This window comes from Leptospira levettii (genome assembly GCF_002812085.1).
In the GTDB taxonomy this organism is placed as follows: Bacteria; Spirochaetota; Leptospiria; order Leptospirales; family Leptospiraceae; genus Leptospira_A; species Leptospira_A levettii.
The window spans coordinates 816888-842371 of record NZ_NPDM01000001.1; the positions used below are offsets into that span (position 1 = coordinate 816888).

Sequence of the window (25484 nt, forward strand, 5' to 3'; positions counted from 1 at the left end):
ATGCAAAACGATACCAACAACAGACAAGGTCGCTTATTCCTCGCTTTATTTTTAAGTTTAGCAGTATGGATGGGAATTAATTATATCTTTTTTCCACCACAAACTCCGAAACCAAAAACAGTAACCGAAACCGCAAAAACAGAAGGTGCTGATAAAGAAAAAACAGCAACAACTGATCCAAAAGCAGAAATCAAAAAAGCCACAACGGAATCACCGAAACTAAAACCAGTCAAACCAGAAAAAGAAAAAACATTCTCTCTCAAAACTGATTCCTTCTTGGTTCGTTTTTCGAGCTTAGGCGGAAGGATCACAGAATACTACATCAAAGATCACAAAGAACCAGACGGTTCCGAATTTACAATTGCAAAGGATCCGAAATTCCAAATTGAATTTGATGGCCAAACAGAAAAAGCAGTGGAACTCACAAGAGGCCAAGGTTTTGACTTCAACATCATTGAAGACAAAGATACCATTCCTTATTCCGCTTATAACCTCGTAAACTTTAGCTCCAACTATAATGCAGAAACAAAAACTGTTACCTTTGAAGCACCATCGTTCGATGGTAAATTCACAATTCAGAAAAAATTCCAATTTTTCCCATCAGAAAATTACTTTAAGTTCCATTTAACTTTAAAAAACAGAACTGGAGAGACCATTCACATCTCTCCAACTAAGTCTGATGTTTACTTTCGTTCCTTTAGTTCCCTTGGTCCCATCTTAAAGAAAAAAGAAGACTTCAATGACCGAGACAATGCTCATTACTTCCGTTACTACTATTTAGATGGAAGTTTTAAAGACCATATAGATGGCACAACGACCCAAGGATTTTTTGACAATCTTTTTGGTTCTAATGAAGGTAAAGACGCTCGTTATGAAATCAAAAAAGGTTCTAACGACAAAGTGGACTTTGTTGGAACTGGTAGTCGTTATTTCATTGGTGTGATTGACCCACTCGATGACAAACCAGCAGGTGTCCTTTTAGATAACCGAAAAGGAAATGAAACAGGTGTCCTTCTTGTGTATGACAATTGGAAACTAGGACCTGGCGAAGAAGTAAACTTAGATTATGCTGCTTATGTTGGTGTACGTGAGTTAGACGGTACTGCCTTCCGAGACAGTAAACTCGATCCAAAAATCAATAAGGACTCTGTATTTGCAGGTCTTAGTGAGTCACTGGATAAATCCTTTAACCAAGGGATCACAACACCACTTAGAAACGGAATTGTTTGGATCTTAAAAAAGATCTATTTAGTGATTCCGAATTACGGTTGGGCTATCGTTATCTTCGCAATTCTATTTAAGTTAGCTTTTTATCCGTTAAACAAAAAACAAGCAGAGTCGATGAAAAAGATGCAGGAGTTATCTCCTCAAATCAAACTCATCAACGAAAAGTATGCGGATGATCCAAAGCTCAAACAAGAGAAAACAATCGAACTCTATAAAAAGAATGGCACCAATCCAATGGCGGGTTGCCTTCCGATGCTCATCCAAATTCCAATCTTTATCGCTCTTTATACGGCATTCTCTGATACAGTGGACCTTTGGAATTCTCCTTTCCTTTGGATCAAAGATTTAAGTGAACCAGACACTGTTTTTACAACTCCAAAGTTAGCATTCATTGGTGCTCTTGCAATTAACATCCTGCCACTCATCATGGTCGCAACACAAGTAGTTCAGTCCAAAATGACAACTGTGTCTACCGATCCAAACCAAAAGATGATGATGTACATGATGCCTGTCATCATGTTATACTTCTTTTGGTCAATGCCTGCAGGGGTTACTATGTATTGGACCATGCAAAACATACTTTCCATCGCTCAACAAGTGTATACAAACAAGTTTGTTAAGTCAGATGATAAAAAACCGAATCCAAGTGGGCCAACACCTGCTAACAACGCTTCTGCGGTTGCAAGACCAGGTTTTAGAAACCAAAACAAAAAGAAGAAATGAAATCATTGTTTAACAAGGAAGATCACAGATGAATAATTACATTTTCGAAGCCGAAGGAAAAACGAAAGGGGAAGCAGAAGATTTTACTCTCGAAACCCTTCGTCTCCAAGCAGGCGATTTACGTTTCGAAGTAGTAGATTCCGGAAAGTCCGGCTTTTTAGGAATCACACAAAAAAAACCAGCCGTTGTACGCGCGTTTGTTGCAAACAACGATATCCCTTCTGAAAAAATCATACACGGTGTGATCATCACCATTTTGAAAAAAATGGGAATCCCTGCAGAAGTCGTGGGAATGGGTGATGTAGACGGAAAAATTTATGTCGAACTCACAAGCAAAGAATCTGGGCTCATCATTGGAAAACGTGGTGGTACATTAGATTCACTCCAATTCCTCCTCAACTTGATGGTAGACCCAAAAATCCGACACAATCGTAAAATTGTATTAGATATCGAATCTTATCGCGATAAACGCGAGTTATCCCTCATTCGATTGGCAAAATCGGTAGCTGCTTCTGTTATTAAATCCGGAAGATCAAAACTACTCGATCCTATGAATCCTTTTGAAAGAAGAATTGTTCACATGGCGATCCAAGATGACGAAAGGGTCTTCACAAGATCAGAAGGTAACGGAACATTCAAACGTGTTCGTGTAATCTCCGCAAAAGAAAAACACAAATACAAAGATTTGGAAGATCCTTCTAAAAAAGGTCTACCAGTTGAAGACTTTGCCGATGGAGTAGACCAAGAAGATCTTGATTGATACCATTGCGGCATTGTCCACAGCCCAAGGTCCCGGAGCGATTGGTATCCTTCGGGTCTCGGGTTCTTTGGTTTTGCCCATCTCCCTTGCCGTATTAGAAAAAAACGGAAACTCCCTCACCGAATCATTTATACAAAACCAAAAACGCACCGCCATTTTTTGTGACTTTGTCGAAAATGGAACTCCATTAGACCAAATTGTATTTTTTTATTTTCCAGCACCTAACTCCTATACCGGTGAAGATTTAGCAGAGTTCCATCTTCATGGAAATCCTATTCTATTAAAACGTGCACTACATATCCTTTTTGAAAAAGGAGCAAGACCTGCACAGAAAGGTGAATTTACAAAACGTGCTTATCTAAATGGAAAAATCAATTTGTCTGGTGCCGAAGCCATTAGTCGACTCATTGAAGCAAGGTCTAAATACGAATTGGAACTTGCTCAAAAAAACGTGTTTGGCGAGATCACAAAATTAAGTTCCAAAATCAGAAGTGATTTAATTTCACTGAAAGCAGAATGTGAAGCAGAAATTGATTTTTCGACTGAAGACTTAACCTTTGAAAGTTTAGAACAAAGAAAAAACCGAATGGTAGATCTTAAAAATTTATGTTCTAAATTAATTAAAAATTCTGAAAGAGCGGAATCGCTCATCTTACAATCAACTGTCGTATTATTCGGAGAACCTAATACCGGCAAGTCGAGCCTAATGAATCTACTGATTGGAAAAGACCGATCGATTATATCTGATGTACCTGGCACCACAAGAGATTATATTGCAGAAGAATTGAGTTTGGATGGAATCCCAATACGTTTAGTGGATACTGCTGGGATCAGAGAAACGACTGATAACATCGAACAAATGGGCATCGAAAGGAGTAAACGTGAAGCTGACAGTGCTAATGTGAAATTACTTTTGATCGATACTTCTGTCCCGTTTGATATCAATTCGTTTCTAACTAAACATAAAGATCGTTTATTTGAATCAATTCTTGTTGCCAATAAGATAGATGCAAAACATCCAACATGGGATTTAAAAAATTTAGAAAACATCCAAAAAGAATTTAACCTTACCATCTCAGAAATCTCCTGCAAATCAAAACAAGGAATCTCTGAATTATTGAATTTATTAAAATTAAAACTTACCTCACAAGAGAATACGGAAGATTTAGTTTTGTTAGAAGACCGCCAAAGGTATCACATTCAAAAAATTGAATCTTGTTTATCAGAATCCATCCAACTGATGGAAAACAATGCTCCTGCTGAAATTTATATCCAAGAAATCAACGTTGCATTGTTAGAAATTGGTCATGTGAATGGCATCGTTGAAAATGAGGAAATTTTAGGGCGAATTTTTAGCAAATTTTGTGTCGGAAAATAATTCCGTTCCGATTTAAAATTTAATCTTGTATAATCATCGAATTAGTATCTAATTGGTCGCACATTCGATACGAGGTAAAAAATGAAAAAATTTCTTGTGATTCTCACTCTTTTCTCTTTCAGCAGTTTTGGTTTGTTTGCTCAAGCAGTAGCAGACGAAGAGCCTACCATGCAATCAGAAGAGGCTTCTGAAACCGTTAAACCTAAGAAAGATAAAATGAACAATAAAGACGGTGAGAAAAAAGAAAAAAAGAATAACAAAAATGGCGAAAAAAAGGCTAAAAAAGCTAAGAAAGCCAAAAAAGAGAAAAAAGAAAAAAAAGACGCTGAGTAATCCTTTCTCTCTTTAACTCCAAAAACCCCTGGTTCCAGGGGTTTTTTTATTCCGTTTCGATTTGATACGAACTATGCATTACAAAAACCTAATCCTTTCCACATTCTTATTCCTTACACTCTTTCAATGTAACTCCACACCCGAAAAAAATTCGGATTTGAAACTTCCGAATGATGTTACGTTTTCAATCAAACTAACATCAATTCCACAAGAATTAATGGGAGAATCCATTTCGTTATCATTCCAATTCTATCGTTGCCCTGAAACAACATCTAAGGAATGTTATGTTCCTATCTTAGAAAACAAACTTGAAGTTGGAAAAATAAAATCAAATGTAACAGAAGGGAAAACGAGTATCACTTTACCGAAAAATTGGACTCATTTTGCGATTCGTATCTTAGGGATCGAAAAAGTACATGGGAAATTTTCACAAGGCCATAATCCATTTTGGTATTCACCTGCAGACATAACCAAATTAGGTTCTAACATCACAAAAGAATTTCGATTTCTCTCTCAAGAGAACAAAATTCCAAATAGAATCCAAGAAGAGATCGCCAAAAAATTTACTCCTATCCTTGTTTTCCATAAAGACAAAAAATACCTTCCATCTAACATTGAAAAGTATTCTAGTTTTTTTGCCAAAAAAGAATACACATTACCAGAAAAGGATATTCGTAGGAAAACCAAAGGGCAAACTACTTGGAACTACGTAGATTTTCCGGATTTTATTCCAATCAAAAATCCAACCCATTTGTATTATCATGTTCGTTATGCACAATCAACTGTGTCTGGGACACAATCAGAAGCCTTACCAGGATTTCGAGATGATTTGAATTATTGGTATGAAGTTGGAAATGGTGATATGGTGATTTCCTATTGGATTTGGTATGATTGGAATGAAGGTCCTACCAAATTTGGAAACATCCACCAAGGGGATTTGGAATCCTATGCCCTACTCATTTCAAAAGAAGGAAAACCAAAACGGATTTTACTCACTGGACACGATCATATCTTACTCGATACGGACTTTCGAAATATCAATTCCTTAATAAATCATCCTATATTGTATGTTGCAAAAGGAAATATGGGAGCCGATGGAGGCAATCCAACGTCAGCATATGGTGGTTATACGGTAAAACTAAATGCTGGGAATTTTTTATTCAATTATATCTCAGATCCTTGGGACGTATTTCCATCCTTTGACCCTAAGGAATCAATTCTTGTAATACCAGCAGAATTATCCGATAAAGAGTTAACATCAGTTAAAATAGGACCTGGAACACCAAAATTAAAATCACAAGAACAAACGAATCCAAATGGATTGGAAGGTACTACTACTGTCTATGTGGATGCAAGGAATATGATAAAACAAAGGATCGAGAAACTTGTGATGTGGGAAGAACCAGGTTGGGTGAACCAGAAATCCTCCCAAGACCCAGATGGACACCATAGAGTTGATCCATCGGTTGCTTCGTTTTTTCAGTTCCAAGGAAGGCTTGGCAAACACCCAAGGACTGTCTTAAAAATTGCGGAACTCAAACAGTACGGTGCTTCACCGGAGAATGCACCCTTCAAAACCAATATCGAACAACACTTTACATTTGAACGTCCTAGGATGGAACGAAACCATACAGACCGCGAAGGAAATTATGGTCCTAAATTTTATGGAGATGATTCCACTCCTCAAAAATGATAGTCAGCTTTGTAAAACGAAAACTAATAAATATCATCCAATGGTATTATTGGTTCGATCGAATCGAAATGGTTTTGTTACAGTTGAGTTCCAAATGAGACATTTACGTTTGATTCTATTGAAAAAGGATTTGATTGTATTAACTCAAATCCACTAACTTTGCTTTGGCGAGTTCTTCGGGTTTGAAAGGTTTTTCTATTTGGATGTATTGGATCATCTCTTTTCTAAAGGGATAAGTTTCTCCTAAGATGGCTTTTTGGATCACAAAGTCTTTCCATGTTTTGAGACAATGCCCAAATTTTTCTCGGTCAAGTAACCTTGTAATCGATTCCTCATTTTCACCCCATACAAAGGGATTTGCACCGGCGTAAAGGAGTTCTTTCAATGATTCCACTCCATCACAGGAAGCGGATAAAAACAAAGCTGTGTTTCCAAATTGGTCTTTTGATTCCAAATTGAGACTATCCTCTTCCAAAAGGATGGCGCACACTTCATCCAAATTGGGCTCAGCAGCTAAATGCAAAGCATTTTTCCCTTCCAAATCGAGATGGTCTTTTACTTGGGGAAAGGTTTTTAAAAGATACAATACGATCTCAATCCGATTTTCTACCACTGCTTCCAAAAAGATAGATCGACCAGCTTCATTTCGTAATGCCATCACTTCGTCAGTGATCCACGGGTGGATGCACTCCCAAAGAGTTTCCATGGATTCTAAAACAGCTATATGGAAGATCGTATTCCCTTCTTTATCGCGAGTGAGAAGGTTAGGTGAGTTTTTCCAAATGGGAGAGGTTGTGATCAGTGCATTTAAAAATTGGGTGCGGTTTTGACTGACCACATCAAAGATCACATTACCAGGAGTTCTGTAGGGTGAATTAGGATCCGCACCTTTTGTGATCGCATGTTGGAACAAATCCACATTATCTACTTTCAACATCCATGTGAGAGCATTCGTTCCATAAGAATCCAGTTCATTGGGATCGGCCCCCTCTCTAAGAAGTAAATCCCAATCTTCTATTGTACCTGACTTTGCAACATCAATGACACTCATTCCAGTTACGATAAAAGTTACTTAACTCTTGTCGATTTTTTAACCGTACGTTTAGTCGGTTTGAAACTAATGATTTTATCAAACCCGCGTTTCAGTTCAAATTTTAAATAGGGAACAGATGTTTCCTTTGGTGGGATGAGACTCATTGCTCTTTCCGACAAGGCTGTGATGGTTAAACTTGGATTCACACCTAAGTTCACTGTCAACATGGATGCATCACAAACACGTAAGTTCTCGTAACCAAACACTTTGTTTTCCAAATCGATCACACCTTTTTCTGGGGACTCGGCCACGATACATCCACCCATAATATGCCCTGTAACAGGAGCAGACAATAACGTTTCGTTAAGAGAACTTCTAGGAATCCCACCAACAATTTCAGCCAATTTACGAGTGAAGGCATTTGCAATGGGTATGTAAGTTGGTGTTGGCTCTCCTGTGGAAAGTGCCGAAGTCAAGGTCCTTTGGAAAGGCCAAATAAAACGACGTTTCCGAACAAGTCGTACACTATTGTCTACAGTTTGCATGACAAGCAAGATGATGGAGTTTTTTGCAAATCCAAATGGGTTATGTGCTTTTAAAAAATAAAGAGGATGGCGTACCATTGTCCAAAAAAACTTTAGTGGTCTTGGAAACTTGCCTCCACCATCTGTCATCACACTCGCCATAACACCAAAAAAATCGGATCCTTTCGAATACCTAACAGGTTCAATATGAGTATTTTCATCAGGGTGGACAGAAGACGTGATGGCAATCCCTCGTGAATAATCAGCATTATGACTTGATGGGACTGTCACTGGTAAAACTGTTTCACTATTGGTGCGGACAGTATCACCTAACTTCTCTGACAAACGAATCATTTTGTTTTCCTGTTGCATCTTTAACAGCAAACCAACAGTTCCCATAACACCAGCAGAAAGTACAACTTGTTCGGAGCGAAATTTTCTTTTTGGATATCCAAACCAACCTGTTGTGCTGTTGGTTTCTAATTCATATCCAAATTCGCCACTTGCTTCTGGATCAGGAATTCCCTTTGCATTGAGTGGAATAAGAGAGGTAACTTTAGTTTCAGGTAAAATAACAGCACCTAATTTCTCTGCTAAATATAAATAGTTTTTATCGAGTGTGTTTTTAGCATTATGGCGACAACCAACCATACACCCACCACAGTAATTACAAGGATCACGATCTGGACCATCTCCATCAAAAAATGGATCCTTAGGATCTTTTTTATTTCCAAAATAAATTCCAACAGGCGTTCTACGGAATGTATCTTCCTTTCCAAATGATTTAGCAGTTTCTAATAATAAATGGTCTGGTTCCCATAACTGAGGATTCTCAGTTACACCTAACATATGTTTTGCAACATCGTAATAAGGTAATAATGCTTTTTCTCCTCCCATTTTGGAATACAATGGCGAATTTAAAACTTTACTGGAAGGAACATATAAAGTGCAAGCATAGACAAGTGATCCACCACCAACACCTGATCCACTCACTAGTAAAAAATCATTTAGTAGGTTGATCCTTTGGATTCCATAAAACCCAAGTTTTGGCATCCATAAATACTTTCGTAAACTCCAATTGGTTTTTGGAAAATCTCCTGCCTTCCATCGTTTGCCAGATTCAATGACTAAAACTTTATATCCTTTTTGAGAAAGACGATATGCAGAAACGGAACCACCAAAGCCTGACCCAACTATAATCACGTCGTAATCAAATTTTTGTTCTTTTGGAATGGTTTGGTTCATGGTTCGTTTTTCCTTGTTTGTGGAGAATGAGCGAATCCGATTCTCAGATTGAATTCATTTTCTGTCAATTCGCTCTTAGGAATTCTGAAAAAACTTCTGGTCGAATCAAATCATTGGTTTTGAATCGGTTCATGCCTGAAATCAAAAAACAAATTCCACTACTCAACTCCGATGGAACAATTACAGAAGAAGGTTGGGCACGTTCACCTTATTGGACTTATAACCGGGAAAATATTGCCGCTTCCAAACTTAGGATTAAGGAATGGGATTATTATTCGATTCTTTCTCTGTCGAAAGAATACGGTATCACATTGACTGCATCAGACTTAGGTTATGCGGGACTCTTTGCGATTTGTTATTTAGATTTTAAAAAAGCAAGTTTCAAACAAATTGATACCTTATCGGTAATGCCACTCGGCAAAACAGGATTTCCAAAAGTGAATGATAGTGGAGTTGTTTCCTTCCAAGACAAAAAACTATCCTTACGTTTTGAAACATTTAACGGCAAGCGGACTTTAGAATTTGAATCCAAAGACTTTGTCGCACCAGATGGTTCCCGTGGGATCAAAGGAAAAATTGAACTGGCGGAACCAAAAATGGATACAATGAACATTGCCACGTCCTGGAAGGAAAACAGAAAGGCATTTTATTATAATACCAAAATCAATTGTATGCCTGCGACAGGTAATATAGTCGTTGGAAACCAGACTCTATCATTTGATTCCAAAACTGATTTTGGTGCTTTGGATTGGGGGAGAGGTGTTTGGACATATAAAAATCGTTGGTATTGGAGTTCTGTATCTGCTTGGATTGATGGAAAACCGTTTGGACTCAATTTAGGATATGGATTTTCAGACAGGACACCTGCTTCAGAAAATGTGATTTTGTATGATGGTAAAATTCACAAATTAGATGAAGTAAATTTCATCATTAATACAAAGGATTATTTGACACCTTGGAAATTTATATCCAATAACAACCGTTTGGATTTAGATTTTCAACCCATAGTCGATCGAAATTCTTATATGAACTTTGTGCTCATTAAATCGGAGCAACACCAAGTGTTTGGAAAATTTAATGGAACAGTTGTTTTGGATAATGGGAAAAAAATCAAACTAGAAAACGTACTTGGGTTTGCCGAGGATGTTCTCAATCATTACTAAAAAAAGAAAGAGCGATCACAATTGATGCCATCGCTCTTTCTTCTTGCATTTTTGGAGGAATCAACGTAAAGAAAAAGAATCCATTCAATTATGCTCGTTTTTTCAATTTGTAATAAGCAGAAAAACTTGCCGGGATAAAAATTAAGGATCCAAACGTTCCAAATCCTAAGCCCCAAGCCAGTGACAATGTCATAGGGATGAGGAGTGGATCGGATCCACCAATCGCATACGCTGTCGGAATCATCCCTGCCATGGTTGTCATCGTTGTGACAAGGATGGGCCGAAAACGTTCCGATGATGCGGTGATGAGAGATTCCAAAAGTCCCTCTCCTTTGGATTGGAATTCTTCAATCGTATCAACTAACACAATCGAGGCGTTTACAATCACACCAGCAAGACCGATGATACCAATCATCGCAAGAAAACTGAGAGCCTTTCCAGAGATTAAAAATCCAAAAACAACACCCACAAATCCGAGTGGAATCGATAATAAGATTAACACAGGTTTTTTGATACTATTAAAGATGATTGCAAGGATTGCAAAAATTCCAAAAAAAGCCAACACACCTGCAACTAACAAGGACACCATTGACTTGGCAGTTTCTTCTTGTTCACCACGAAATTTGATTTTATAACCAGGGTATTTTTTCCCGATATTTCCAAACTCATCGACAATTTTTCCATTTACGATGGAAGAACTTGTAATTGCTTCATTTACATCAGCAAGGACGGTGATTGCTTTTTCATAGTCGTTATGATAAAGAGCCTCAATCCCTTGCACAGTCGTTTTTGTTGTGACGGCAGTAATCGGTGTTAGCAGACCAAACTTATTGGAAATTTGGATGGAATCTAAGTCTTCTATCCCATCTCGGAATCGATCATCATTCTGAATGATGATACGTACCTCATCTTTTCCTTTCCTAAGGTTTGAAGCTTCCAGACCTTCCATAGCAGTTCTCACATAATAAGCTGTGATTTCTGTATCAATCCCTGTAATGGCCGATGCAGTGTCTTTGACGCGGATCTGGATTTCTTCTCTACCTGGTTTATAATCATCATTGATATTGATAACACCATCTTGTTTTCGAAGAAAGTCCTGCATCTCATTGGATATTTGTTTTAATGTTTTGTAATCACGTCCTTCAATGGCAACAGTAACTGCGGCTCCAATCGGAGGTCCATTCACAACTAAATCCACCATAACGGAAATGGCATTTGGTAATTTTTTTAAATCAGGTTCCAGTTCCCCAAATATTTCTTGGGCGGTTCTTTTCCGTTCTGTTTCCGGAACAAGTATAATTTGAGCCATACCCAATTGTTCCCCAATTCGAGTAAGTGGGTCAGTAGGATCCGTTTGTTGGATTCCAATTTTTAAAATGACACTTTGAACTTCTGATTTTGGAATTTTATCTAAGATAGGTTGGAAGTATTGCAATTGTTTGGCGGTTTCTTGTGCAGAAAAGTCAGGTGGAAATTCTGCCCTTACCAATACGTAATCAATTCCTTCTTTTGGGAATAAATTGAAGTTCATAAGACCCACTAAACCACAAGAGGACAAAAATACGATGAGAATACATCCAAGTGTTATGAACGGTCTTCCTACTACTTTCGTAATAAATTTTGTAAATTTGTTCTTTAACGACTCAAATCCATTTTCTAAGATAGAACGGAAACGATCCCTATGTTTGGATCTTTTTTTTGGTTCATTCGATGTAAACTGTGCATAACGTACGGGTAACAAAAGAAATGACTCAAACAGTGATAAAGTCAGAGCAACAATCACCATAAATGGAATCTGCCAAATGAACTTTCCCATGATCCCAGACATAAAAGCCATTGGTAAAAAAGCTGCTACCGTCGTTAGATAAGATCCGATGATAGGAACAAACAATTCACTCGCACCTAAAACAGCAGCTTCTCTTGACTCAAAATTTTTCGAACGATACTTATAAATATTTTCAGAGATGATAATGCTATTATCCACGAGCATCCCAAGAGAAATGATGATCCCAAGCATCGAAACTAAGTTAAAAGATACATCAAATATTGGAAATGCTATGGTCGTCGCAAATAAGGTAAGAGGTAAAGATAAACTAGTTAATAGTGAATCCTTAAAACTAAAAAACAAAATAAGCACTACGACGACTAAAAACAAACCTTGAAGAGAGTTTGTAATCACCACGTCCAGTCGTTTGATAGCTCTTTTCCCTTCGTTATTTAGTTCCGTAAACTGAATGTTAGCTGGAATTTGTTTCTTTAGTTCTTCAATTCGACCTTGGACTGCTTCAACAGTTCGGATGATGTCAGCACTGTCTTTTTTAATGATTTGTAAAACATAAGCAGGTTCACCATTGACTACTGCGAGTACACGTGGTCTTTCATATGTATCTTTTACATTGGCAACTTGTGAAAGTAAAATTGAATTCCCAGTTTCATTCGAACGAATTGGTATGTTTTTGATATCATTGATTTCAGCAATTTCACCAGTCACACGAATGTCTTGTGTGATGGGTCTTAAAAAAGAACCCGCAGGAACACTGATATTTCGTTTGGAAATCGCATTGATAATATCAGAAAATCCAATGGTATATCGTTTTTTTAAATCGGGATCAACACGTATCCGCCATTCTTCTTTTCGTTTTCCAAACGCATCAACTCGAGAAACTCCAGAAACTTTACGCATCTCATCTTCAATGAAACGCCCCATTTCTTGTAATTCCATTTCATCCATCGCTCCATGGATTGCGATTTCCAGAACAGGAAAGTTGGAACTCTTTTGTTCCGTGACAATGGGCCTATCCTTTACTTGGATTGGTAAATTGGTAACCCGGTCCACAGCACGACGAATGTCATTCACAACACCATCAGGGTTATTGTGTTCTAAATCAATTTTGATACTGATGTCGGATTCGGAATTTCTGGAAATGGAACGAACTGAATCAAGACCTTCTACTTCGCGTAACTTCTCTTCGATGGGAATCGTTACTTTTTTTTCCACATCCACGGGGCTTGCACCTGGATACACCGTGAGGACACGAACTTGGCGAAAGTTGACGCGAGGAAATGCTTCCCGTTTCATAGAAAGAACGGAAATAATCCCAGCAAGAAATAAAAATATAAACACCAAGTTTGCAACTAACGGTTTATAAACAAAAAAATGGATAACTTTTCTCATAATAACACTATTGAATACGAAATATTAAGATATTGACCAGTGAGTCAAGATGTTTCGGAAATTTATTGATCTTTATTTTCAGATTCGCGTTCTTTTATGACGGTTTCGATCACTTCAACAAATACGGAAGTGTCCTGAGCACCACTCACTGCGTATTTTCCACCAATGATAAAATACGGTACCCCACTAATTCCATTTTGGTGGTAATATTGGATTTCTTGTTGGATTTCGTTTTTCAATTTGGAATCTGAATAAATGGTTTCGAATAAATTTCGATCTTGGTAAACGGGTTCGGCAACCTTCCAAACTGTTTCTTTGTCACTTAAGTCCAATGCTTCCGCGAAATTTGCAGCAAAAAACCTTTCCACAAGATTTTGTTGTGCTTCCAGAGTGGGAAGGGCAGAAACAAGCGCATGTAAAACCAAAGTGTTTGTTGCCTTAGGAATATTTTGGAATTGAAACTGAATACCTACATCTTTTCCAATGTCAGTAAGTCGTTTCCAAGCTCCATCCAATCGATCTAAACTTCCAAATTTTTGTGTTAGGTGTAATTTATAGTCAATCCCCTCTTCTGGAATTTCTGGTGATAACTGAAATGGTCTCCATCGAATTTCAGGAGTGATGGTATTCCCTACAATTTGTAGCGCTTTTTCTAATTTCTTTTTACCTACATAACACCAAGGACAGGCTACATCGGAAACAATATCGATTGGAAATAATTCAGAGTTGGTTGACATTTTAGATTAGACTCCAATTCATAATGGGAATGATTCTATATCCAGGAAAAAGATGAAACATAGTAGAGAAAGTTTTTTAAAAAAAAGTTTAGCAATTGGCAGCATCATTTCGTTTCCGTCGTTACAAAAAAGCCTCTATGCCTTTGGGAGTGAAGAGAATCAAAAACACAGGGAAAACCCAATCGCATATGCAGAATCCCTAGGTTACACAAACCCTATCGATCAAATTTTACTGACGGCGATTCTTGCACCAAACTCTCATAATTCTCAACCCTGGAAATTCAAAAAAACATCTGATTCTGAGTTTTATCTATTTGGAGATGGAGACAAACAATTACCAGAGATTGATCCTATCAATCGTCAATTTTACCATACACAGGGTTGTTTTCTAGAACTTTGCCACCTAACTGCTGATTCATTAATGTTCGATACCACTATCAAACTTTTTCCCAATGGAAAACCAAAATCAAATTCGTTTTCCAAAACTCCAATTGCAAAGGTCTCTATCCAACCCAAAACAAAATGTGTGCACGACTTTCTGTTTTCTGGAATTAACAAAAGAAGGATGAATCGTTCCGTTTACTCTGGTGAACTTCTCAGAAATGAGGAACTTGAAGAAATCCAATCCCTGGCTCGACCCTTTGTTCAAAACATACGTTGGACAAATGATCCTTCCTTAATGAATTCCGTATTACCAGTACTAGACGAAGCATTTGCAATGGAAACAAATCGTTATGAATCTAATGAACTCAATCGTAAATGGTTTCGTTTAACGGAAGAATCTATGTTAACAAACCGAGATGGATTAACGTTGGAAGGAAACGGATTATCTGGTCTCAAACTTTGGTTTGCTAAAAAATTCTTTGTGGATTTATCCAAGGAATCATGGCATTCCGAAGATTCTAAAAAAGCTGGAATTCAAATGTTTCGTTCACAAGTGTATTCTTCAAAAGCGTTAGTATTTTTTTTGTCGGAAGGAAAAGACGATGAAACAACTTGGATCCAGACTGGAAGAGATTTTATGCGTTATACACTGTCATGCGCAGTCAAAAACATTGCCTTCCATACCATGAACCAAGCTGTGGAAGATTATCCTGAGAGCCGAGTATTTACAAAAAAATTAAAACAAATTTTAAAACTGAAACCAAACGAGGAAATCCAATTGATTGCAAGGTTAGGCAAGAGTTCTTATCAGTTTGATTCACTCAGGAGAGATTTAAAAAGTTTTCTTGTGTAAGGGAAACACTAAAGAGAAGGGAATTGAATTTCGCCAGCGGATTCAAACGCTGGTTTTGAAAACAGATACCCTTGGTATAAATTAATTCCCATATCAACTAACACTTTCAATTCTTCCAAAGTTTCCACACCTTCCGCAATGACGAGAATCCCAATCTCATGACAAACATCTGCGATGGCTTTTGTGAGTTTTCTAGCAACGGAATTGGTATGGATATTTCGAATGAGTTCCATATCCAATTTGATCAGATCAGGTTGGAATTTGGCAAGGAGGTTCAGACCCGAATACCCTGATCCAAAATCATCGATCGCAGTCAAAAACCCATACTTTTGGTAGGCTTTAAAGATATTGATGATATGATTGTGGTCTTGGACTTCCTCTCCCTCTGTCAGTTCAAAGACCAACCGATTCAATGGAAAATTGTATTCCCGACTTGCTTCTAAAGTGGTGCGGATACAGGTCTCCGGTTGGTACACAGCATTGGGTAGGAAATTGATATTGAGAAAAGCAGGAATTTGGATTTGGCTTGCGAGTTGGATGGCTTTGATCCGACAAGACTGGTCAAATTGATATCGATTGGTTTGGTTTACTTTTGAGAGAATCGAATACGCTGATTCTCCTTGTGTTCCGCGAACCAATGCTTCATGTGAATAAATTTTCTTTTGGTTCCAATCAATGATAGGTTGGAATGCCATGGAGAAGGCAAAGTCCAATCCAGCACCACTCCGGCATTCGGCACAACTGTATAACTTAGGCACTTTTCCATTAGGAGTGTCAATTAACTGATCTTCTGGAAAACTTGGTCTCATCTTTTTAGGTTACCCAATTTAGACGGTATCGTCTAGATTGCAACTTTGTTTTATACATTAAAATTTTGGAAGTTTCATCATAAGATACCAAGTGACTACTAAAAATTGAAAGAAAGATGTAACGAATAAAATGGTATATGGTTTTGCCTTCACCGCTTTTAAAGAACCAATCCTTGCGCCAAAGATACCTCCAAAACTGCCAATGAGTGCCAGTTCCCAATGCAATTTTCCTAAAATTAGGAATTGTACTGTAGTTCCAAACGAAGTCAGAAAAATTCCAAGAAAGGATGTAGCAACGGCTTCTACAGGGCTCATTCGAAAATAATAAATAAATAATGGAACCGCCAAAAATCCTCCACCAATTCCAAATAAGGATGAGAAGAGTCCAAAAAAGATTCCTACAAATAAAACAATCAAAACTGATCGATTCGTAAAATGAAATTCCGGTATCGAATGGGAAACAGAAGTTTGGTTCGTTTTAGAATCTGCTCTTGACTGTGTATCCTCTTGAGTTACTACATGATTTTGATTTTCTAAGGATAAATTCTGAAAGTATAGTTTCCTTTTTTTGAAAGCGGAAAATAGATTATAAACAGCAAGGATTCCTAAAAAAATCGTAAAAAGAATAAGATAAACAAATTCAGACAACGGAATTCCGTAATACAGTTGTTTACCGAGAGTTGTATCTTCAAACCTTCCAAATGCTAAAGCTGCATATTGAGCAGTAGGAATGGATGTTATGAGCAATAAAAACCCTTGTTTCCAACGAATTTTGTCATTTTTAAAATAAACATATAAACCTGACAAAGCAGAAACTGGCATTTGTGCCAGTGATACAGCAACAGCTTGAACAGCGGTTAAATGAAAAAAACTGTGAAAGAAGGGAGTGTAGATAAAACCTCCTCCCAAACCAAGGAAGGAGGCCAATAATCCAACAAAAAATCCAACACCAAAAACAACAAAAATTCCGGGCCAAAACCCCCAGACAAAATGGTTAAAAATTTGAAAGGTTTCTTCCAAGTGGATTAAAAATGTTCTTTTGCATCTTCAAAGAACTTAAATGTCATACGTTCAAATACTTCTTTCTCAGTCGCTGTCTCAAAGTTGTACCATGAGATTGGAACAAATAGAAGCCATTGTGCATAATTACGAAAGATGTGGTAATCATAAGTACCAACTTTTTTCCCATCTTTGTACAGAATGTACTGAACGTCATAACCATCTTGTGTAGACCAAGCAGGGAGTAATGTTGCAGTGAGAGTTGACACTCCTAAAAAAGCAGTCGCAACTGGTGTTGGAGATCGGTAATTGACTTTTACATTTACCAAATATCCAACCTTAGGTACATCAATTCCTTCTTGTGTTTTTTTAAACCTGGTTTTGTTTTCGAAGTAATTTTTTAAAGCTTCTCTTCCCCCTAAATTGAGTTGGGGAAATGTTGGTAGGACATACACAAAATTTGTGTCTAATGTTTTTTCTTCCGAAGGAAGGGGCAAAATTTTAGGATAATCTTTGTAGCTGATGATACAATTTGACACCAACAGGATAGACAATACAACTCCTGTGATGAATACAATATTTGATTTAGTTTTGGCTATGGTCATGTAAACCCTCCTCGTCATGCCTTCTTTCTAATTCTTCGTATAATTCTTCTTGGTCTTCCGTAAAAAATAACTCATATCCTATGCGCAAACACACAGGATCATCTTCCATCGAAACATTACTTGGTAAAATCAAGTTCATCACATAAAAGGTATTCGATTCTGCTTCTTCCAGAAACACTTCTGTCGCATCCCATTCATCAAATTCTTCTACATCTGGTTTACGAAATTCTTTAAGGATTTCATCAAATGATTCTGTTATGTAGTTAAATTCGCCTGATTCGCTATCGATGATGAATTGGACATGGTGGCAACCAGGGCCCTCTTCTTCGAGAGGACTTAAAACCATACTTCCGCAGGCAGGGCAATGAATTGTTGGGTCGATGGCACCACTAGGCCAGTTAATGTTGATGGTTTCGATCATAACTTACGAACCTCGAGTTCCCATCATAAGGACTTCACTTGTTTAGGAAACCTGAATTTGTTTCTTTAGGATTAAATTTGAACCCTCTGAATCCAAACAGTTACAAAAAAAGAGATAGGGTTTGCCTAAAAAATGGGATTGTAAAATGAATTAAAAAAAGAATGGGAATAACTGCCGAATACCAATCTGCCTTCGCTTCCAGTTTTCAGGAATTTTTTGGAAATGCAAAAGACATTGGTTGGGAATTATACCACCTCAGTTCCGAACCTGAAAATGATTTTCCTTCTTGGTTAACCTTCACCATAAGAAATCCGTTAGGTGGTAGAGCATTAGTCTTTAGGTACCACCATTTGGAACATAAATTTTATGCACATTTAAAAGTCCAAGTGATACCTGGAGAAGAAAATTGGAGCCTCGATCAGTTGTTCCATAAAAAAGGTTACACGGATTTAGATGCTGATGACATATTATCTTCTGGTGGAGAATGGTTGTTTTTTTCTTTGGCCAGACATTATTTTGGCATCATCATCTCTTATTGTCCTCGAATCTTAGAACCTGATTATTTTTTAGATTGAGATTTTTTCTTTCGATCATCCGAAAGAACCTGATTCCACAAAAATCCCCAGATAAAGAATGTCGAATTGATGTAAGTATACAACATCAGAACTACCATTTTTGAAATCAAATCATACGCCAAAGAATAGTTCACACCTACGTTTTTCATTTTTAAATAAAATTGAAATCCAAAACTCATACCAAGAACAAGTAATGATGCAAAAATGGCACCTGGTAAATTTTCTTTTAACGTTGTTTTTGCTTTTGTGATATATGCATAATAAAATGTAAATAATCCAATGCTATATGGCAAAATGATGAGAGAAACTGAGAGATAAGGATTGTCTCTAAAAAAAGAAAATCGAAATGAACGGTATAACATTCGTTCAACGGAAACAATTCCATATGTCAGATAAAAATACAAGACAAGCAAAACAAGTGAGATCACAAGCAGTCGAAAGTTAATCCACTGGGAAGCAATGAACCCAACCTGAGTTTCATCCCTGGAAATGAAACGAAGTGCCTTGGAAATGGTTCCAAATATAGTCAAACTTGAAAAAAAGGAAATAGCGATACTAATCGCGATGACATTATAACTTTTTACCTTTGTTAGGTTTTCAACACTTTTGTCGATGGGTTGGAAAATGGGGGCTGGTAAAAATTTCCCAATTTGGTCCGTCATCAAATTGATGGTTTTTGGATCTTGGAGTAACCCAAGTAGGGTCACAAATACAACAAGTAAGGGAAAGAGGGTCAAAAGAAAGGTAAATGAAAGTTCTGAGGCAAGGCCATGGACATCATACAAATACACTTCACTGAAAAATCGACGGATCCGTTTCATGCGGTCAGTTTGGCAGTTGTCTGTATTTTTGTCTTATTTTTCTTGCCCTCTCGATTCGTGAGGAAACCCTGGAAGAATCTCAGTGACGTACCTAAAAGGGGAAAACTTCCATGTCAGAAGAAAAAGAAAAGAAGAACAAAAAAATCGCGAAAATGACGGTAGAGGAAATTGACTCTGCCATTAAAAAGTCGGTTGAAACCATGAACGGCGAATCAAGCCTTTATGTGAAACACCTTCGCGAAAGAAAGGCGGAACTCCTAGCCAAGAAATAAGGTTAGTCCCTCCTAAATTCCCCGCCGAAACGGCGGGTTTTCGCAAACGCCTTGATCCAATTCATACAAATCCACCAACACTTCGGTCCAAAAGTCCTCTTTGAGGGATTCAGTTGGCACATCAAACCAGGTTGCCGTGTTGCCCTTGTGGGACCAAATGGGTCTGGGAAAACCACACTTTTCCAAATGGCCGCAGGCAAACTCAAACCTGAGTCGGGAGAAGTGATTCGTTCCAAACACACAATTTTATCCCTCTTCCAACAAATCCCTGAATTCAAACCAGATGCATCCGTCATCGAAACAGTCCTCGATGAAAACAAATTGTATGCGGAATATGATGCCAAACGAAAGACAATCGAATCCAAGTTTGAAACCACTGACCACGAAGATCCGGCTTTCGAAGAACTCCTTCATGAACAAAGTGATTTAGAAGAGTTTGCCCACTTACACGACTTACACGGTCTAGAAGCTCGTGCGAAAAAAATCCTTTCGGGACTTGGATTTGCAACTACAGATTTCACAAGGAAAACAAAAGAGTTTTCTCCTGGATACCACCATCGCATTGGTCTTGCAATCGCCCTGCTCAATCCTCATAATTTATTATTACTCGATGAACCAACAAACCATTTGGATGACAAAACCAAATCATGGTTAGCTGATTATTTGGTTTCTCAAAACCAAGCCTTTGTCCTTGTCACCCATGACCCTGAATTTTTAAACCAAACAGTTGATACCATCATAGAAATCAATCCGCATGGAACGTTTGAATTCCAAGGGAGTTTGGAAGAGTTTTTTGAAGCCAAAAACGAAATCCAAGAAAAACTGAAAGTCCAATTTGAAAAAGAAGAAACGTATTTAAAATCACGTATGGAATGGGTAGAAAGATTTCGTGCCCAAGCAACCAAAGCAAGACAAGTGCAGTCTGTCATCAAACGCTTGGAAAAACGGGACAAAGTTGACAATCCAGAAGATAGTTTTTGGAACCAAAAACCAGATTACCAATTCCAATTTGTCCCTTCTAGTAATATCATATTACGTTTGGAACATGCATCTTTTTCCTACCCAGATCGAAACACTGGTGAGAAAAAAACCATTTTTGAAAATGCAGAGATTGAGATTTCTGCTGGCGATAAAGTGGCGCTCGTTGGTCCCAATGGAGCTGGAAAATCAACCCTTATGCGGTGTTTGTTAGAACAACACAAACTCGATATGGGAAAATTGTATTATGGTCCCAAAACCAAACTTGGTTATTTTTCCCAAACCCATGGGGAAGATTTGGATGAATCTTTAAACCTTGTAGAGACAGTCTTAAAAAAATACCCAGAACTGAATGAAGAAAAAGCAAGGACTCTTCTTGGGCATTTTGCCTTTCCAGGTGATGGAGTTTTTAAGTCCGTCAAACACTTGTCAGGTGGAGAACAAAGTAGGCTTCGATTGGCTCTTCTTGTCAACCACCCATCCAATTGTTTGTTTCTCGACGAACCCACAAACCACCTGGACATCGTCATCCGTGAGGCGATCAAACGTGCTCTCATCGATTTTCCAGGAAGCCTACTCATCATCAGTCACGACCCCGATTTTATGAAGGGTCTTTGTAACCGCACCTTCCAACTCTCAGGGGGAGAATTAAAAAACCTCAATTGTAGTTTTGACGATTACCTCAAATTCCACAAAGAAGACGAATTGGGGACTAACGCGAAGGACCAAACCTCCTCCAAATCTAAAAATGAGGAAAAAAAGCCCAATCCCCAAGCAAGTAAAAACAAACGGAAAAAATTAGAAAAAGAAATCTCCGATTTAGAAGTCCAAATAGAGAGACTGGAAAAAAATAAAAAGGACAAAGAGGAACTTTTACAAGACCCAGAGTTCTTTAAAAACAGAAGTTTTCAGTTGGAAATGGACACTTATAACGATATTAAAAGAGAAATCACACTCCTGACAAAACGTTGGGAAGATGCGACAATAGAACTAGAGGAAATGGGCGGAGTTACATAATGGTACCGGAAATCGATGTTGTCAGTTTTAAAAAACGTCTGGATGCAAGAGCGGAAGGAAAGGATGATTTTTTTGTTTTGGATGTACGCAATCCAAATGAACAACAAATCGCACTCGTACCTGGTACAGACAAACTCATTCCTGTGAGTGAACTTGCAGCAAGGATAGAAGAAATCAAAAGCCAAATTGATAAAGAAATTTTAGTGTATTGTCGTTCTGGCGGAAGATCAGGGATGGCTTGTGGAATTTTGGCTCAAGCTGGCTTTAAATCTTATAAAAATGTTGCTGGGGGAATCCTTGCTTATTCTGACCTAGTTGACCCGAAAATGCAAAAGTATTAATTATGAAACCAACTGCGAATTTAAGAATTTTAGAACAACACAGTCTCATTCCACCTTCCGTTTTGATTGAAGAACTTCCTTTAACAGATGAAGCTTCTGACGTTGTTGTCAGAACTAGAAGCCAAATTTCAGACATCATTCACGGAAAAGACGACAAGCGTATGTTAGTTGTCGTTGGCCCTTGTTCTGTCCACGACATTGGCGCTGTGATGGAATATGCAGAAAAACTAAAACCAAAAATCAAAGAGTTTGAAAAAGAACTTCTCATAGTGATGAGAGTGTATTTTGAAAAACCAAGAACCACTGTTGGTTGGAAAGGTCTTATCAACGATCCTGATTTAGATGGCTCCTTTCATATTAACAAAGGGTTACAACTTGCCCGTAAACTTTTATTAGATCTCAACAAAATGGGAATCCCTTGCGGAACCGAATTTTTGGATGTGATTTCCCCACAATACATTGCTGACCTTGTAGCTTGGGGAGCCATTGGTGCAAGGACCACAGAAAGCCAAGTCCATCGTGAGTTAGCTTCGGGGCTCTCAGCACCGATTGGATTTAAAAATGGTACTGATGGGAATGTTCAAATTGCAATTGATGCCATTCGTTCCGCAAGTTCTAGCCACCATTTCCTTTCTGTGACCAACCAAGGTAGTAGTGCAATATTTAAGACTGCAGGAAACAAAGACACACATGTGATCTTACGTGGTGGAAACAAAGGACCTAACTTTGATGAGGCGTCCGTGAACGAAGTGGGTGCCCAAATTGAAAAAGCAGGTCTCCCTCCCAAAGTAATGGTGGACTGTTCTCATGGTAATAGCCAAAAAGACTTTCGCAAACAACCAAGTGTTGTGGATTCCGTTTCGGAACAATTTGCAAAAGGAAGCAAATACATCTTGGGAGTGATGGTTGAAAGTCACCTAAAAGAAGGGAACCAATCCATTGACGCTAAACCATTGACTTATGGACAATCGATTACCGATGCATGTGTGTCTTGGGAAACAACAGTGCCAATGTTTGAAAAACTGGCTGAAGCAGCAAACAAACGTAAGTAATACTGTCCTTATCTCTCCGAGGTTTGTGTCTGTTTTTTAGATTATTGATCTAAAAACACATGGGCTTCGGAAGGATACTCTCTTTTCGTCACTTCCTTGTGATAGGTATTCACTGCTTCTTTCACGGCACCACTTAAGTTCCCAAATTTCTTTAAAAACTTCGGATGGAAGTCTTCATTGAGACCGAGTAGGTCTTGCATGACAAGGACTTGGCCTGAGGTATACTTTCCTGCTCCAATTCCAATGGTAGGAATGCGAATTGATTCTGTGATTTCTTTCCCCAATGATTCGGGCACCATCTCGAGTAACAAAGCAAAGGCGCCAGCTTCGGCAATTTCTCTTGATTTACGGATCATTTTGTTCCGTGCGGCTTCTGTTTTCCCTTGGACACGGTGTCCACCAAGGGTATGTACCGATTGAGGGGTAAGTCCCAAATGGGCAAATACAGGGATCCCTGATTCGGTCATTCGTTTTGTCAGTTCGATGATAAAGTCAGAGTCCCCTTCCAGTTTCACACACGAGGCGTTGGTTTCCTTTAATACTCGTCCCGCAGAACGAATTCCCTCTTCAATGGAGGTTTGGTAGGATAAGAATGGCAAATCGGCGATGATGGTTTTGTCAGGAGCTCCTTTGCAGACCGCCTTCGTGTGGTAGATGATTTCATCGAGTGTGACAGGGAGTGTCGAATGGTTTCCTTGGATGACCATCCCAAGTGAATCACCTACAAGGAGACAATCCACATCTGTGCGATTGAAAAGGGTCGCAAAGGTATAATCATAACAAGTGATGACAGAGATTGGTTCCCCCGCATCGTATTTCTTTTTATACTGTAGAATAATGTTTTTCATGGTTTAGTTCCGAAAAAAGAGCATACACACCAATTTCTCCCATATCAGTTAACAATTGTTTAATGAATGGTCTTGAATAAAGGGAATGGTGTGGTAAATGTAAAAAATCTGTTTTCATGACAACAGCCTCATATGTGAGAATGTCGATGTCAATTTCGCGTGGTCCTTTCCAAGACCTACGTTTGCGTCCCAATTTGTCTTCAATCCCTTGTAAGGAATCAAGTAAACAAGGAAGTGTAAAGGCAGAAGAAACCATTACCTTTACAATTTGATTTAAAAAGTAAGGTTGGTTTGTGTTTTCGAGCGGAGCAGTTTCCAATCGTTCGGATTGTTTCAAAATCTGTAACTCTGGTAAGGTGGAAATTTCCCATATTGCCTGGTCCATAAAATGGTGCCTGTCTCCGATGTTGGAACCCAAAGAAAGAAAGGCAATATTGGAATACTTCATGGTCTTACCTCTTCACAAACTTCGTACGATAATCAGGGCATTTTAATTCAATTTCTTTTGTCATTTCCATGAGTCGTGAGTAAATCCGACCTTGGCCACGGTCTCGCCATTCCACAAGAGAATGATTGGATGTGAGAAGAGTGAGTTTTTCTTGTTCATATCGACTGTCGATGAGGTCGTATAACTTACGATTGTTGAATTCCGACTCTTTTTGCACGCCAAAGTCATCAATCACAAGCACATCTACATTTGCAAATTCACGTTCGATGGAACGTTCCTGGCCATGTGTTTCACTATCAGATTGGTAAGTATCACGAATGGCAGACAAAAAGTCTTTATTTACCTTCGCATACTTACAAGTGATTCCATACCGAAAGATAAGTTCGTTTAGAATGACACATGCGAGTAAGGTTTTTCCGGAACCTGTCCCACCCCAAAGGTAAAACCCCTGTGGTGTAAAATCTGCATTTTTAAATTTATGAACCAGTTCGTTTGCCCAGTCGTGAGCAATGATAAACGACATATCAGGGTCGTTTGCTGTGTCCCCGATGTCGATTGTGGATAAAAATTGGAAACGGTAACGTGCTGGAATGTTTGCTTTTTCGACTAAAGTCTCTAAATTGCGGAGGGAAAACCTTGCATTATGGCAGACACAAGGGAGCATTTTGTCCAATTTACGGTCGAAAGACATAAAGGGAGGTTGCCCTTTCGCCTCACAAGTGTTACAGTCACTACCGATACAATGGCATAAAACAAGGGCTCCAGAACGAGATCCCCTTACATGTTCTGCTAAGGTAATGCCCACTCCTCCGCATGTTTTACACTGCGGATTTCCGTCTCGGATCGAAGTAATTTCGGATAAATTCATCTCCAATGAGCAATCTTCTCGAATTCACTAGGCTGTCAAGGAATGAGATTTTTTAGGTCTGGATCGACTTATGTCCCTTTAAAACCAAGGGTTTGAGAAGAAAAAGTTCACATTTAGGTTTTTTTCCTCTTTAATTCGTTATTATTGACTCATCCCAAACCGATACTTTCATTGAAGAAATAGATAAACCTATTTGTTCAAA

At 38.3% G+C, this 25484-nt stretch carries 24 protein-coding genes; 12 read left to right on the plus strand and 12 right to left on the minus strand.

All coding sequences use genetic code 11. The features are described 5' to 3' along the window. The 5 genes from yidC to CH354_RS03760 all read left to right on the plus strand — a co-directional run bounded on the left by yidC (position 1) and on the right by CH354_RS03760 (position 6114). Complete coding sequence (yidC, locus tag CH354_RS03740) at positions 1-1950, plus strand: membrane protein insertase YidC (RefSeq protein WP_207762622.1); 1950 nt, start codon at positions 1-3, stop codon at positions 1948-1950. Between the two features lie 28 nt (positions 1951-1978). After that, a complete protein-coding gene (gene jag, locus CH354_RS03745; RefSeq protein ID WP_100720019.1) occupies positions 1979-2710 on the plus strand; it encodes an RNA-binding cell elongation regulator Jag/EloR in 732 nt (243 codons plus the stop codon). After that, on the plus strand, positions 2703-4088 hold the full coding sequence (gene mnmE / locus CH354_RS03750; protein ID WP_100766286.1) for a tRNA uridine-5-carboxymethylaminomethyl(34) synthesis GTPase MnmE: 1386 nt from the start codon (positions 2703-2705) through the stop codon (positions 4086-4088). Before jag ends, mnmE begins: the two co-directional genes overlap by 8 nt. A gap of 81 nt (positions 4089-4169) precedes the next feature. Further along, positions 4170-4421, plus strand: coding sequence for a hypothetical protein (locus CH354_RS03755; RefSeq protein ID WP_100720017.1), 252 nt, complete (start codon positions 4170-4172; stop codon positions 4419-4421). A 73-nt stretch (positions 4422-4494) separates the two neighbouring features. Next, complete coding sequence (locus CH354_RS03760; protein WP_100725454.1) at positions 4495-6114, plus strand: hypothetical protein; 1620 nt, start codon at positions 4495-4497, stop codon at positions 6112-6114. A 139-nt stretch (positions 6115-6253) separates the two neighbouring features. Here the strand turns inward: CH354_RS03760 and CH354_RS03770 are convergent, their stop codons facing one another. Then, entirely contained in the window at positions 6254-7165 is a 912-nt protein-coding gene (locus CH354_RS03770; protein ID WP_100725456.1) for an ankyrin repeat domain-containing protein, read from the minus strand. A gap of 17 nt (positions 7166-7182) precedes the next feature. Beyond that, on the minus strand, positions 7183-8916 hold the full coding sequence (locus CH354_RS03775; protein WP_100720013.1) for a GMC oxidoreductase: 1734 nt from the start codon (positions 8914-8916) through the stop codon (positions 7183-7185). A gap of 26 nt (positions 8917-8942) precedes the next feature. Between CH354_RS03775 and CH354_RS03780 the strand changes: the two genes are divergently transcribed. Then, complete coding sequence (locus tag CH354_RS03780) at positions 8943-10079, plus strand: DUF2804 domain-containing protein (protein WP_239671434.1); 1137 nt, start codon at positions 8943-8945, stop codon at positions 10077-10079. An 88-nt stretch (positions 10080-10167) separates the two neighbouring features. Here the strand turns inward: CH354_RS03780 and CH354_RS03785 are convergent, their stop codons facing one another. Together CH354_RS03785 and CH354_RS03790 are read right to left on the minus strand one after the other, a co-directional pair. Further along, entirely contained in the window at positions 10168-13254 is a 3087-nt protein-coding gene (locus tag CH354_RS03785) for an efflux RND transporter permease subunit (protein WP_100720012.1), read from the minus strand. Between the two features lie 62 nt (positions 13255-13316). Further along, positions 13317-13991, minus strand: coding sequence for a DsbA family oxidoreductase (locus CH354_RS03790; protein ID WP_100720011.1), 675 nt, complete (start codon positions 13989-13991; stop codon positions 13317-13319). A 52-nt stretch (positions 13992-14043) separates the two neighbouring features. Between CH354_RS03790 and CH354_RS03795 the strand changes: the two genes are divergently transcribed. After that, the gene (locus tag CH354_RS03795) at positions 14044-15228 is read left to right on the plus strand and encodes an Acg family FMN-binding oxidoreductase (protein WP_100720010.1); all 1185 of its coding nucleotides are present in this window, start codon (positions 14044-14046) and stop codon (positions 15226-15228) included. A gap of 8 nt (positions 15229-15236) precedes the next feature. Here the strand turns inward: CH354_RS03795 and CH354_RS03800 are convergent, their stop codons facing one another. From CH354_RS03800 to CH354_RS03815, 4 genes are read right to left on the minus strand one after another with little or no spacing between them, the layout of a single operon-like run. After that, positions 15237-16037 carry an EAL domain-containing protein gene (locus CH354_RS03800; protein ID WP_207762623.1) on the minus strand — a complete coding sequence of 267 codons (801 nt, stop codon included), beginning with the start codon at positions 16035-16037 and terminating at the stop codon, positions 15237-15239. Positions 16038-16094: 57 nt separating this feature from the next. Beyond that, positions 16095-17057: a sulfite exporter TauE/SafE family protein gene (locus CH354_RS03805; protein ID WP_100721317.1), complete on the minus strand. Its 963-nt coding sequence runs from the start codon at positions 17055-17057 to the stop codon at positions 16095-16097. Positions 17058-17062: 5 nt separating this feature from the next. Then, the gene (locus tag CH354_RS03810; RefSeq protein WP_100721319.1) at positions 17063-17641 is read right to left on the minus strand and encodes an LIC12231 family lipoprotein; all 579 of its coding nucleotides are present in this window, start codon (positions 17639-17641) and stop codon (positions 17063-17065) included. Further along, positions 17622-18062, minus strand: a complete 441-nt coding sequence (locus tag CH354_RS03815) for a hypothetical protein (protein WP_100721321.1) — start codon at positions 18060-18062, stop codon at positions 17622-17624. The genes CH354_RS03810 and CH354_RS03815 overlap by 20 nt, the downstream gene beginning before the upstream one ends. A gap of 161 nt (positions 18063-18223) precedes the next feature. Between CH354_RS03815 and CH354_RS03820 the strand changes: the two genes are divergently transcribed. Continuing rightward, on the plus strand, positions 18224-18637 hold the full coding sequence (locus CH354_RS03820) for a hypothetical protein (RefSeq protein ID WP_100721323.1): 414 nt from the start codon (positions 18224-18226) through the stop codon (positions 18635-18637). Here CH354_RS03820 and CH354_RS03825 read toward each other — a convergent pair. Beyond that, positions 18622-19458 (minus strand): YihY/virulence factor BrkB family protein, encoded by an 837-nt coding sequence (locus tag CH354_RS03825; RefSeq protein ID WP_100721325.1) that lies wholly within the window; start codon positions 19456-19458, stop codon positions 18622-18624. The genes CH354_RS03820 and CH354_RS03825 overlap by 16 nt on opposite strands. A gap of 110 nt (positions 19459-19568) precedes the next feature. Here CH354_RS03825 and CH354_RS18315 point away from each other — a divergent pair, with 110 nt between their 5' ends. Genes CH354_RS18315 through CH354_RS03840 form a run of 4 tightly spaced genes read left to right on the plus strand, consistent with a single transcriptional unit; the run spans position 19569 to position 23118 of the window. Further along, the gene (locus CH354_RS18315) at positions 19569-19730 is read left to right on the plus strand and encodes a hypothetical protein (RefSeq protein WP_012387307.1); all 162 of its coding nucleotides are present in this window, start codon (positions 19569-19571) and stop codon (positions 19728-19730) included. Positions 19731-19781: 51 nt separating this feature from the next. Continuing rightward, complete coding sequence (locus CH354_RS03830) at positions 19782-21725, plus strand: ABC-F family ATP-binding cassette domain-containing protein (RefSeq protein ID WP_100721327.1); 1944 nt, start codon at positions 19782-19784, stop codon at positions 21723-21725. Then, positions 21725-22066: a rhodanese-like domain-containing protein gene (locus CH354_RS03835; RefSeq protein ID WP_100725458.1), complete on the plus strand. Its 342-nt coding sequence runs from the start codon at positions 21725-21727 to the stop codon at positions 22064-22066. Before CH354_RS03830 ends, CH354_RS03835 begins: the two co-directional genes overlap by 1 nt. A 2-nt stretch (positions 22067-22068) precedes the next feature. Further along, on the plus strand, positions 22069-23118 hold the full coding sequence (locus CH354_RS03840) for a 3-deoxy-7-phosphoheptulonate synthase (RefSeq protein ID WP_100721607.1): 1050 nt from the start codon (positions 22069-22071) through the stop codon (positions 23116-23118). A gap of 41 nt (positions 23119-23159) precedes the next feature. Here CH354_RS03840 and panB read toward each other — a convergent pair whose 3' ends face one another. From panB to CH354_RS03855, 3 genes are read right to left on the minus strand one after another with little or no spacing between them, the layout of a single operon-like run. Continuing rightward, on the minus strand, positions 23160-23966 hold the full coding sequence (gene panB, locus CH354_RS03845; protein ID WP_100721609.1) for a 3-methyl-2-oxobutanoate hydroxymethyltransferase: 807 nt from the start codon (positions 23964-23966) through the stop codon (positions 23160-23162). Next, the gene (folK, locus tag CH354_RS03850; RefSeq protein WP_100721611.1) at positions 23941-24414 is read right to left on the minus strand and encodes a 2-amino-4-hydroxy-6-hydroxymethyldihydropteridine diphosphokinase; all 474 of its coding nucleotides are present in this window, start codon (positions 24412-24414) and stop codon (positions 23941-23943) included. Before folK ends, panB begins: the two co-directional genes overlap by 26 nt. 4 nt (positions 24415-24418) lie before the next feature. Then, positions 24419-25282: an ATP-binding protein gene (locus CH354_RS03855; protein ID WP_165780303.1), complete on the minus strand. Its 864-nt coding sequence runs from the start codon at positions 25280-25282 to the stop codon at positions 24419-24421. Positions 25283-25484: the final 202 nt, after the last annotated feature.

What these genes read in the sequence shown, in the direction of transcription:
- CH354_RS03770 (WP_100725456.1), bottom strand. Translation starts at nt 7,165, where the DNA reads ATGAGTGTCATTGATGTTGCAAAGTCAGGTACAATAGAAGATTGGGAT.
- CH354_RS03810 (WP_100721319.1), bottom strand. Translation starts at nt 17,641, where the DNA reads ATGACCATAGCCAAAACTAAATCAAATATTGTATTCATCACAGGAGTT.
- CH354_RS03760 (WP_100725454.1), top strand. Translation starts at nt 4,495, where the DNA reads ATGCATTACAAAAACCTAATCCTTTCCACATTCTTATTCCTTACACTC.
- CH354_RS03840 (WP_100721607.1), top strand. Translation starts at nt 22,069, where the DNA reads ATGAAACCAACTGCGAATTTAAGAATTTTAGAACAACACAGTCTCATT.
- CH354_RS03775 (WP_100720013.1), bottom strand. Translation starts at nt 8,916, where the DNA reads ATGAACCAAACCATTCCAAAAGAACAAAAATTTGATTACGACGTGATT.
- CH354_RS18315 (WP_012387307.1), top strand. Translation starts at nt 19,569, where the DNA reads ATGTCAGAAGAAAAAGAAAAGAAGAACAAAAAAATCGCGAAAATGACG.
- CH354_RS03785 (WP_100720012.1), bottom strand. Translation starts at nt 13,254, where the DNA reads ATGAGAAAAGTTATCCATTTTTTTGTTTATAAACCGTTAGTTGCAAAC.
- CH354_RS03795 (WP_100720010.1), top strand. Translation starts at nt 14,044, where the DNA reads ATGAAACATAGTAGAGAAAGTTTTTTAAAAAAAAGTTTAGCAATTGGC.
- jag (WP_100720019.1), top strand. Translation starts at nt 1,979, where the DNA reads ATGAATAATTACATTTTCGAAGCCGAAGGAAAAACGAAAGGGGAAGCA.
- CH354_RS03780 (WP_239671434.1), top strand. Translation starts at nt 8,943, where the DNA reads ATGAGCGAATCCGATTCTCAGATTGAATTCATTTTCTGTCAATTCGCT.
- CH354_RS03815 (WP_100721321.1), bottom strand. Translation starts at nt 18,062, where the DNA reads ATGATCGAAACCATCAACATTAACTGGCCTAGTGGTGCCATCGACCCA.
- CH354_RS03835 (WP_100725458.1), top strand. Translation starts at nt 21,725, where the DNA reads ATGGTACCGGAAATCGATGTTGTCAGTTTTAAAAAACGTCTGGATGCA.
- panB (WP_100721609.1), bottom strand. Translation starts at nt 23,966, where the DNA reads ATGAAAAACATTATTCTACAGTATAAAAAGAAATACGATGCGGGGGAA.
- CH354_RS03855 (WP_165780303.1), bottom strand. Translation starts at nt 25,282, where the DNA reads ATGAATTTATCCGAAATTACTTCGATCCGAGACGGAAATCCGCAGTGT.
- CH354_RS03790 (WP_100720011.1), bottom strand. Translation starts at nt 13,991, where the DNA reads ATGTCAACCAACTCTGAATTATTTCCAATCGATATTGTTTCCGATGTA.
- CH354_RS03755 (WP_100720017.1), top strand. Translation starts at nt 4,170, where the DNA reads ATGAAAAAATTTCTTGTGATTCTCACTCTTTTCTCTTTCAGCAGTTTT.
- folK (WP_100721611.1), bottom strand. Translation starts at nt 24,414, where the DNA reads ATGAAGTATTCCAATATTGCCTTTCTTTCTTTGGGTTCCAACATCGGA.
- yidC (WP_207762622.1), top strand. Translation starts at nt 1, where the DNA reads ATGCAAAACGATACCAACAACAGACAAGGTCGCTTATTCCTCGCTTTA.
- CH354_RS03800 (WP_207762623.1), bottom strand. Translation starts at nt 16,037, where the DNA reads ATGAGACCAAGTTTTCCAGAAGATCAGTTAATTGACACTCCTAATGGA.
- CH354_RS03825 (WP_100721325.1), bottom strand. Translation starts at nt 19,458, where the DNA reads ATGAAACGGATCCGTCGATTTTTCAGTGAAGTGTATTTGTATGATGTC.
- CH354_RS03820 (WP_100721323.1), top strand. Translation starts at nt 18,224, where the DNA reads ATGGGAATAACTGCCGAATACCAATCTGCCTTCGCTTCCAGTTTTCAG.